Origin of the sequence: Neorhizobium descurainiae (assembly GCF_051400715.1) — a bacterium.
Taxonomy (GTDB): Bacteria; Pseudomonadota; Alphaproteobacteria; order Rhizobiales; family Rhizobiaceae; genus Neorhizobium.
This window is the reverse complement of record NZ_JBLFFK010000049.1, coordinates 1-9,542: the sequence shown is the minus strand read 5'-3', so window position 1 is coordinate 9,542 and position 9,542 is coordinate 1. Positions and strand designations below refer to the sequence as shown.

General features: G+C 60.5%; 5 protein-coding genes and 3 pseudogenes. All 8 read left to right on the top strand.

All coding sequences use genetic code 11. From position 1 onward, the window contains the following. Positions 1-108 precede the first annotated feature (108 nt). Positions 109-834, top strand: a pseudogene (tnpC, locus tag ACMGE0_RS33120) (IS66 family transposase); the annotation flags it as partial. Between the two features lie 52 nt (positions 835-886). Further along, positions 887-1,920 (top strand): annotated as a pseudogene (locus ACMGE0_RS33115) (IS110 family RNA-guided transposase). Positions 1,921-2,252: 332 nt separating this feature from the next. Continuing rightward, positions 2,253-2,547: pseudogene (locus tag ACMGE0_RS33110) on the top strand (hypothetical protein). A 360-nt stretch (positions 2,548-2,907) separates the two neighbouring features. Beyond that, positions 2,908-3,999 carry a LacI family DNA-binding transcriptional regulator gene (locus tag ACMGE0_RS33105; RefSeq protein WP_436820104.1) on the top strand — a complete coding sequence of 364 codons (1,092 nt, stop codon included), beginning with the start codon at positions 2,908-2,910 and terminating at the stop codon, positions 3,997-3,999. 109 nt (positions 4,000-4,108) lie between these two features. Beyond that, the gene (locus ACMGE0_RS33100) at positions 4,109-5,056 is read left to right on the top strand and encodes an ABC transporter substrate-binding protein (protein WP_436820103.1); all 948 of its coding nucleotides are present in this window, start codon (positions 4,109-4,111) and stop codon (positions 5,054-5,056) included. A gap of 72 nt (positions 5,057-5,128) precedes the next feature. After that, positions 5,129-6,676 carry a sugar ABC transporter ATP-binding protein gene (locus ACMGE0_RS33095; RefSeq protein WP_436820102.1) on the top strand — a complete coding sequence of 516 codons (1,548 nt, stop codon included), beginning with the start codon at positions 5,129-5,131 and terminating at the stop codon, positions 6,674-6,676. Next, positions 6,654-7,670, top strand: a complete 1,017-nt coding sequence (locus tag ACMGE0_RS33090; RefSeq protein WP_436820101.1) for an ABC transporter permease subunit — start codon at positions 6,654-6,656, stop codon at positions 7,668-7,670. The genes ACMGE0_RS33095 and ACMGE0_RS33090 overlap by 23 nt, the downstream gene beginning before the upstream one ends. A 72-nt stretch (positions 7,671-7,742) precedes the next feature. Continuing rightward, entirely contained in the window at positions 7,743-9,107 is a 1,365-nt protein-coding gene (locus ACMGE0_RS33085; protein ID WP_436820100.1) for a hypothetical protein, read from the top strand. The last annotated feature ends 435 nt before the right edge of the window (positions 9,108-9,542 follow it).

Genomic DNA, 9,542 nt, shown 5'->3' with positions numbered 1-9,542 from the left:
ACGGACGTGCCGGCATTGATCTCCTTCGCTCCCGGATCATCGGAACATGAGCTGCACCGAAATTGCGGAAGAGCCCACTTCTGGGGAGTATTGCTCCGGCAATGACAGGCGGGTATAGCTCCGCCCGGTGCGGTCTACTACTTTGCTCCCGACTGGAAGGAAGAGCACGTTCATCGCCACCTCAAGAAGGCGAGTGGCATCCTTCAGGCCGACGGCTACAAAGGCTATGCGAAGTTATATGAGCCCGCAACGGACGGGAAACGCCGCTTCCGGGAGGCTTCATGCTGGGCGCATTGGCGGGGCGACTTCCATGATATCTGGACCTCGAACAAATCCGAGATCGCGCGCGAGGCTCTCGACCGCATCGGCGCGCTTTACGACATCGAGCGCGACATTGCAGGCCAGGCTGCCGATGTTCGCCTTGCCGTGCGCCAGAAGCACAGCAAGGCGAAGGTCGAAGCATTCCGTGTCTGGGCCGAAGCTCAACTGACCCGTATCCCCGGCAAGAGCGATCTGGCGGGCGCTTTCCGGTACGGCTTGAGCAGGTGGTCCTCATTCTGCCTGTTCCTGGAAGACGGCCGTGTCGCAATCGATAACAATGCTGCCGAGCGGGCGTTGCGTCCGATAGGAGTTGGAAGACGCAACTGGCTCTTCGCAGGGGCGGACACTGGAGCAGAGACTCTGGCGCGGGCCATGACGATCATTGAGACGGCCAAGATGAATGGCCTTGATCCACAGGCCTATCTGGCTAACGTGCTCGACCGCATTCAGGGTCACAAGATCAATCGCCTCGCCGAACTGCTTCCCTGTTGGGGTGGACGGCTCCCAACGGCATCGCAATGTGCCAGAATGAGTTCGTTGAAAGCTCAATCGAGGGAGACCGTCCGTGGAACAGATTATCCGAATTGGGATGGACACGTCAAAAAGTGTTTTCCAATTGCATGGCGTAACCGCAGCCGAGCAACCAATCCTGCGCAAGAAGCTTTCGCGTAGAGAGATGGTGAAATTCTTCGAGAAGGCGCCACCGACCACCATCGCACTCGAAGCCTGCGGTGGCTCTCATCATTGGGCAAGGTTGTTAGCTTCATTGGGCCACGAAGTGAAATTGATCGCACCTCAGCTGGCAAAGCCTTATGTCAAACGCGGCAAGAACGACGCAGCGGATGCGGAAGCTTTGTGTGAGGCGATGAGCCGACCCACCACGCGCTTCGTGCCGGTGAAGACCGCTGACCAGCAGGCAGCCCTGATGCTAGTCGGTGTGCGCGAGAGGCTCATCCGCAATCGAACGCAGCTTGCTAATGCCATCCGCGGTTTTGCCATGGAGTTCGGCATCGTCGCAGCCAAAGGCATGTGCCGGATCGAACCGTTGCTGGAGCGCATTGCGGCTGATCAATCTCTGCCGGAATTGGCGCACGAGCTCTTCGCCATGCACGGTGAGGAATATCGCGACCTGCTTGCCGAAACGAAAACGATCGAGGAGAAACTGATGGCCTTGCATCGTTCCGATGAGTGCAGCAAGCGTCTGGCCGACATTCCAGGTGTCGGACCGGTCGGTGCATCGCTTTTGATGATGAAGACCCCAGATCCCCGAATGTTTAAGTCGGGTCGCGATTTTGCCGCCTGGATAGGGCTTACGCCTAAGGACCATTCGACCGCAGGCAAGGTCAGGCTTGGTGTGATCACCCGAGCCGGCGACGAAATGCTCAGGAGCATATTGGTGGTTGGCGCACTGCTCTTCTTCAGCATGTCAGAGCAGGTCGAAGCAGACATACTTCCCGATGGCTGATCGAGCTTTTGCAAAGGAAGAAGCCGAAGCTGGTTGCGGTGGCGCTCGCCAACAAGATCGCTCGTATTGCCTGGAAGCTCATGGTGAGCGGCGACACATACCGGCGACCGGAAGGACAAACACTGGCAGTATAGGAGATTGGCCATCACGGCGAGCATGATATGAATGCAACCGTGTTGAGCTGATGCTGTGAACTTGCAAGAGAAAAGCAGATGGTGCGATCGATCGATCCAAGACGCGTGACACTCCGTCAGTTCCATTGGCCATTCAAGGCCGATTCCCTGTTAGGAACACGCGTTACGGAAACCATCTTGGCCAGTGGTCATGTGCGACCACACACAAAGGCCGCACATATGGAAGCAAGCGATCCGATCAAAAATATCTGCAAAAAACACTTGCAAGTGGGAGCCGTCCACATATGGAACTGGGTGCCGACGGCGGCAGTCATCTGCGCCGAGGCCGCCTGATGGCAACGGTCCGCTTCGTCTTCACCATCGACTATGTGGCAGAAATCCTCGATGAGGATGTCGACCTCCTCCGGGAGATCATCAGCAATGATGACAACCTGACCTATGGCAATATCATCAGCGTCGTGACCGGAGACGACGAGAGTACGCCAGCTTTGACAGACGATGGCATTGACGAAATCAGGCAGATGCTCAGCGACGCGTAGGTCTGCCGAAAAATGGCAGGAGTTCTTCGATTGCTTCGTCCTCGACGAAGAGATCGTCGCGCGCGTCAAGGCATATTCTCCGCGGTAGCAATCGGGCCGTTACAGAGGAAGTCCAGCGGTATGCCAGGAAAGCAGCCTCGCACCTGCGGACTCTTTCATTTTTCCGCCTCTGGGCTCTTTATGCGGGAGAGGTACCATATCCACGATGTAGGGGGGCTGAACTCAGCAGCCAGCACCTCTCGATTATGTCTCGACGCGGTTGATCACCTGTGAACCGGAAAGTGTGCGGCAATGCCGGTAAGGCGGAAGCCGGCGATGAGGACGGCTCGTGGCAGCAGAAGCGTCTTCGCGACTCCTAATCGAACTTGACTTGTCCTAAACGTTTAGGCAAAATAATAAACGTTTAGGTGATGGAAGAAGCCTGCCTAAACGCTTAGGAGGAAATCGGGTGCGTAAATCGACCTTGCGTGACGTGAGCCGCGCCACCGGCCTATCGATATTCACGGTGTCAAAAGCCCTGAACGGGGGCGAGGGCGTTTCCGAGCTCAGCCGCGAGCAGGTTCTGAGGGCCGCAAGGGAGCTTGGCTATATTCCGAACCGTGCCGCTCAGGAATTGCGCAAGGCAAGCCGGGATTCCATCGCGGTGGTCACGGCGAGCACCTCCAACTCCTATTACCTGGATCTGATGGCGGGTATCCAGCAGATGCTTCAGCCGTCCGACTGGACCGTCGTCGTGGGCGATGTGGCGGTCAACGGGGCGTATGATCCGGCGCTTGAAGACCGGATGATCCGCAGGTTGATCGAGTCGCGCACCGCAGGAGTAATCTCGACACTTCGGTTGAGTTCCGACAACACCCAGCTGCTTGAGCGCTGGGGCGTGCCGCTGGTCTTCGTCGACTCCTCGCCGCCGGAAGACAAGCCGTCGCTGCCGAGCGTCACCACCGACAACTACAACGCCAGCCTGATGGTTGGAGAGCATCTTGCCGGTCACGGGCATAAGCGATGGCTCTTCCTCGTCTATCCGTCGAAATGGACGAGCCGCTTCGATCGCGAACGCGGGATCCGCGATGCGGGGCGCATCCATGGCGCCCATGTCGACGTCATCGAAAGCGAGAACGACCCGGCGTCTGCCGCGGCAGCTTTCGCGAACTACCTGGCGACGCAGGGGCGTCTGCCGGACGTGCTGATCACCGGTAACACGCCTTTGCTTCTCGGCGCCATGACCCTCATCCGGGAAAGAGCGATCCGCATTCCCGCCGACATGGCTCTGATCGGTTTCGACGAGTTCGCCTGGGCGCCGCTCATCGATCCGCCGGTCACCGTGCTGAACGAGCGCAGCGAAGAGATCGGCCGCGTCGCGGCGCGCACGCTTGCGGCGATCATCAGACGTCAGGCCGAAGCGGAAGCGGGCGGCGAGTCGGCCAATCCGCAGTATCTGCCGGAATATCGCCAGCAGGTCCCCGCTGCTCTCATCGTACGCCGCTCCTGTGGCTGCGGTGGCGGACCCCACCCATTCGTCGCCAAGGAGACCTCTCGATAGGGAAGGCGTTGCGGATGGGCTGTCGAGAAGACCGCGGTGAGGTCGCGGATCAATCAGAAGAACGGTGGCGTCACCTCACGGCGGTACTCGGCATAAGGAGGAGAATGCAATGGTATCTCTCAAATATCCGCGTCATCTGAATTCCGTCGCGATCGCGGCGTCCATGGTTTTGGGACTGTGCCTCCCGGCGGGCGCCCAGTCGCCGAAGAAGATCGAAAGCATCGGGCTGATGGTCCAGGACATGTCCAATCCGTTCTTTTCGGCGATGGATCGCGGCGCAAAGCGCGCGGCCGAGGCGATCGGCGCGAAGGTCAACACCCAGGACGCCCAGCTTGATCTTGCCAATCAGAATACGCAGATCGACGCCTTCATTCAGCAGGGTGTCAATCTGATCGTCATTTCGGCCGTCGATGAGGTGGGTATCGAGCCTGCCATCGCTCGCGCGAAGGAAGCCGGCATTGTCGTGATTGCGGTTGATACGCCGGCAAAAGGCGCCGATGCCGTGGTGATGACGGATGCCGTTCAGGCTGGAGAGAAGTCTTGCGACTATCTCTTCACCAAGCTCGGAGGCGAGGGCAATGTGCTCCTGGTCGATGGCACGCCGATCCAGACCATTATCGACAGGATCAACGGCTGCAAGAACATCGCCAAGAAATATCCCGGCATCAAGATCGTCGGCCAGCAGGCTTCCAAGAATGACCGGGCGTCCGGCCTCATGGTGACGACCGACATGCTGACCGCCAACCCCGACGTCAAGGGGATTTTTGGGATGAACGACCCGTCGGCGCTCGGCGCCGTGCTCGCGGTCGAACAGGCCGGCAAGGCGAGCGAGATTGTCGTGACGGGTGTCGACGGCAGCCCGGAAGGCGTGGCCGAGCTCAAGCGCGAGGGTTCGCCGTTCATCGGCACGGCCACCCAGAACCCCGGCGCCATGGTCGAGCAGGCCGTCAAGATCGCCCAGGATATGTTGAACGGAAAGCCGCCAGCGGAGAAGACCATCCTCATCCCGAGCGTGCTCGTCACCCGGGACAACGTGAACCAGTATCCCGGCTGGTAAATCAGAAACATCGACAGCATCAAAGGTGCGGGAGGGACAGTCATCCCTCTCGCATGTCAAGAGGCGTCAAAGATGACGACGAACTCCAAGCAGCCTTTGCTGAGGCTCGAGGGTGTCAGCAAGCGCTTCGGCGCGACGCAGGCCCTCAACAACGTTCAGTTCGAGCTTCGCGCCGGAGAGGTGCACGCGCTGATGGGCGAGAACGGAGCGGGCAAATCGACGCTGATGAAGATCCTCGCCGGCAATATCCAGCGCGACGGCGGGAGGATCGTGCTGGACGGTCAGGAGGTGGAGATTCGGTCGCCCCGGGACGCAAAGTCCCTCGGCATCGCGATCATCCACCAGGAATTGAATACCGTTCCGGCCATGACGGTTGCGGAAAACCTGTCGCTCGGCAACGAGCCGCGGACGCGGTTCGGTATGCTCGACAGGCGTCGCGCCCTTGCGGACGCGCGCAGCAAACTGGCACGGATCGGCGCCCATATCGATCCTCGGTGTCCTCTCGCATCGTTGAGCGTCGGAATGCAGCAGATGGTCGAGATCGCCCGCGCCGTCAGCGAGGACGCGCGTGTTCTCGTGCTCGATGAACCGACCGCCGCATTGTCTCGCGGCGAGGCGCAGCAGCTCTACGAAATCATCCGGCAGATGCGGTCGGCCGGCGTCGGTCTCATCTACATATCGCATCGCATGGAGGAGGTCTGGCAGCTTGCCGACCGCGTCACCGTCTTTCGTGACGGCACCTTCGTTGGAACCGGTGAGATGGACAAGCTCGCGCCGCAGGACGTGGTACGCATGATGGTGGGGCGGCCGGTCGCCGATCTCTACGATCACTCCACTCGCACGCCGGGCGAGATCGTTCTCGACGTCGCGGGCCTGGCCGGCGGAGCGATCGGACCAGTTGACTTCAGCGTGCGAGCTGGTGAGGTCGTTTCGATGGCCGGCCTGATCGGATCGGGACGCACCGAGGTCGGCCGGCTCATTTTCGGGGCCGACCGGCGAAGCGCCGGCACTGTCCGTGTCGCCGGGCGGGAGAGCCGCCCCTCCGATCCCTTCGAGGCCATCGCCGACGGTATCGGCATGGTGCCGGAAAACCGCAAGGAGCAGGGGCTCTTCCTCGACCACTCTGTCGAAAGCAACATCGCCATCAGCTCGCTCGATCACTTTACGAATGCAGGTGTTGTCCGCCGCGGCGAAGCGAGAAGAGCGGCACTCGAACAGATGAAGCGGCTGAGACTGCGTCTCAATGCGCTCGAGCTGCCGGTGAAGGCGCTCTCGGGTGGCAATCAACAGAAGGCGGCGCTGGCGCGCTGGCTCTTGCGTGATTCCGAAGTCCTCATTCTCGACGAGCCCACGCGCGGCGTCGATATCGGTGCGAAACGCGAAATCTACGAGCTGATCGATGAGCTGGCCCGGGCCGGCAAGGCGATCCTCGTCATTTCTTCCGACCTGCCGGAAGCCATCGGGATCAGCGACCGCATTATTGTGATGCGGGAGGGGCGCATCGTTCATGAACTCCCCTCGGCTGAGGCGTCGGAAGAGGAAGTGATGCTGCATGCCACCGGCGCGTCATCAAGACCAGAAATGAGGGAGCGAGGCAATGAACCCCGAAAAAACCTCTGAGACCGCTTTGCGGCCGGATACGCTCGAGAAGGAACCGTTCGACTTCGCGAAATGGTGGGACCGGGTCGGTATCCTCGTCGTTCTCCTGGCGCTCGTCGCCCTGATGGCGATCATCGCGCCGAACTTTGCGCGCGTGGATAATTTTCTGAACATCGCGCGCGCCATTTCCGTCAACGCGATCCTCGCCGCGGGGCTCACCCTGGTCATCCTGACGGCGGGTATCGATCTTTCCGTCGGGTCCATCGTCGCCGTCTCGGGCGTGGTTTCCGTTCTGGCCGCAATGGCGGGCGTTCCTGCGCCGGCTGCGATCATGGCCGGGATGGCGGCGGGCGCCCTGTGCGGCCTCGTCAACGGCGCCCTGACGGCCTATCTGGCCCTTGCTTCTTTCATCGTGACGCTTGGAACCATGACGTTCCTGAGAGGACTTGCCTATACTATGACGGCAGGCCAGCCGATCGTTGCCAGCGATCTTAACTTCAAGGCGCTTGGCAACGGCTATCTTGCGGGCGTCCCGGTTCCGGTCATCGTCATGCTGATCGTGTATGCCGTGATCTGGTTCGTCCTGGAGCGGACCCGCTACGGCCGCCATGTCTACGCCGTCGGCGGCAATGCGGAAGCAGCACAACTCGCCGGCGTCAGGGTCAAGCGCGTCATCACGTCTGTCTATGTTATCGCGGGCGCCTGCGCCGGCCTTGCGGGCGTGATCTTCGCCGCGCGCGTGATCTCGGCGCAGCCGACGGCCGGCACCGGTTACGAGCTCGACGCGATCGCGGCCGTCGTGTTAGGCGGCACCAGTCTGGCCGGCGGCCGGGGCCGTATCGTCGGCACGCTGATCGGTTCCGTCATCCTTGGGGTCTTGAGCACGGGTCTCATTTTGATGAACGTGCCCTTCTTCACGCAGCTTCTGATCAAGGGGATTGTCATCATCCTCGCGGTCGCAATCGATAGCCTCAAGCGGCGCCAGTTCATCTTCTCGCGCATTTTCAAACGGTAGGGACCAGGCCCAGGCCTCCCCACAAAAGAGGCAGATCCGGCAACGGCCGATGCTGCCCAAGGAGTTCGATTCATGTCTTTCATCATTGATATCAAAGACCCGCTGGCTGCGCCCAGAATCCACGAACCGGTCGTCTTCCAGGTCGATGCCGATCTGCAGGAAGGCCTCTGGTGGGCGATAAACGAAAACGGGGAGCCGGTCGTGTGCCAGAGGCTGGCATCGGCTTCCGGCGGCGGCCGGACGAGTTTCGTAGCGAGCGTGAGCTTCAGCGGCTCCACCCGGCTGACGCTGAAGGAACCGGTCTCCGCGCCGCAGGCGCGTGACGTGAAGGGCATCGTCGTCCTCGAAGGCCGTGAAGAGGATTGCTTCGTCAGGCTGGATACCGGTGCCTTCGATCTGGAGCTATGCTCGGGAACCGCGAAGGGGCTTGGTTCGTCGAAATGGGGAATTCGTCATTTTCGATCGAAGGCGGACGGGTTCGAGCTGCTGCCGTCTGGAAATAACGCGATCGGGGGCTTCTATGGGCCCTTCTTCACGCCGGAAAACGGGCTGATCAATCCACCCGAGCATACCACCGTGCGGATCGAGACCATCGAGCAAGGGCCCATCCTCCATCACTATCGGATGCGTGGAACGATCCCCGACGGCCTGCTGGACGAACTGAAAGGCAAGGCATTCTCGATCGATTGGCATTTTATCTATGGAAGCCCGTTTTTTCAGCGGCGCTATCTGGTCGACGATTTCTCGACCGTCATCAACGGCCGCTCCGTCACCAACAGGATAACGGTTGGCGACGAATTCGAAGGCGGTCCCGGCGAGCTCGTGTTCGACCGGTTCGCGGCCTATGGCGGCACCCGGTATCGGGCCGGCGACCCCTATGCCGGCGAGCTGGTGGCGATGGTTGCCGAGACCGTCGCCAATTCCACGAGCACGGGCGGAAAGCTCGAGGAGTTCCGTTCTCAGCTTTCCGATATCGAGTCGGCGCATTGGGATCTCTATTGGCGGCTGTTCTGTGCCTGGGAAAACGTACTGCCGGAGCATGAAATCCGTGAGCGCCTGGCGCGCGTGAGGGCGGCCTCACATGTCAAGGCGGATCTCAATGATCGGCCCTGGATACTGACGGAAGAAGCGGTCGATGTCTCGGCTGTGCCGCACGCGACGATCTTTCCCGGTCCGGCGACGAAGACGGTCGAATATCATGAACCGTCGGGACGGGCGATGGTCTGGTGGACCTCGGCCGCGTCTGGGGCCTTCCAGATCGTACAGCGCCGTCAATCCGGGTGGGTCAATTGGGGAACCAACGGTGAGAACGAATGCCCCGAACTTCCGCTCGGATGCGATATCAAGACAGCCTATGGTCGGTTTGCCGATCATTGGGCGGTGATCGCGGATCAACTTGAGACGCCACCGATCATAGCGGTGTCGGGGATATCGTGAACGCCGTTGGGATATCCTTCGACGCAACAGCTTCTGAGTAGGCCGTGTGCTCAGTTCGGGTGATGAGCGCGTTGATCCGCGTCGGCTTTGTGGTGCATGCAGTGGAAACGCGGGGCGCATTCCCTCCGAGGGTATTGCAACAGCTTTCCCCCGCCCGCGGCATGAACGCGCAGGTCGGCCTCCATGCGGCGCACCTTTTGCGTTTGCTGACGGGCCCTGATCGACCCCATGGCTTTAGCGGACAGGTATATCGAGGAGACCTTGCGCGGTTCCAGGTCCCTGGGCCGGCAATTGATTGTCTGGCCGCAAGATGGGACAAAACGGCAGTCTCGCCAGCTCTCCCGCTCCGAGCCTGCGCTCACGTCTACTGCCTCGTCATGTTGCGCTCGTGGACGGCGATGGCGTCTTCCAAATTATCATAATATGTTAATTTTC

Bases quoted from the DNA above. Each gene is read 5' to 3' on its own strand.
- ACMGE0_RS33095 (WP_436820102.1), top strand. From the start codon at position 5,129: ATGACGACGAACTCCAAGCAGCCTTTGCTGAGGCTCGAGGGTGTCAGC.
- ACMGE0_RS33085 (WP_436820100.1), top strand. From the start codon at position 7,743: ATGTCTTTCATCATTGATATCAAAGACCCGCTGGCTGCGCCCAGAATC.
- ACMGE0_RS33090 (WP_436820101.1), top strand. From the start codon at position 6,654: ATGAACCCCGAAAAAACCTCTGAGACCGCTTTGCGGCCGGATACGCTC.
- ACMGE0_RS33100 (WP_436820103.1), top strand. From the start codon at position 4,109: ATGGTATCTCTCAAATATCCGCGTCATCTGAATTCCGTCGCGATCGCG.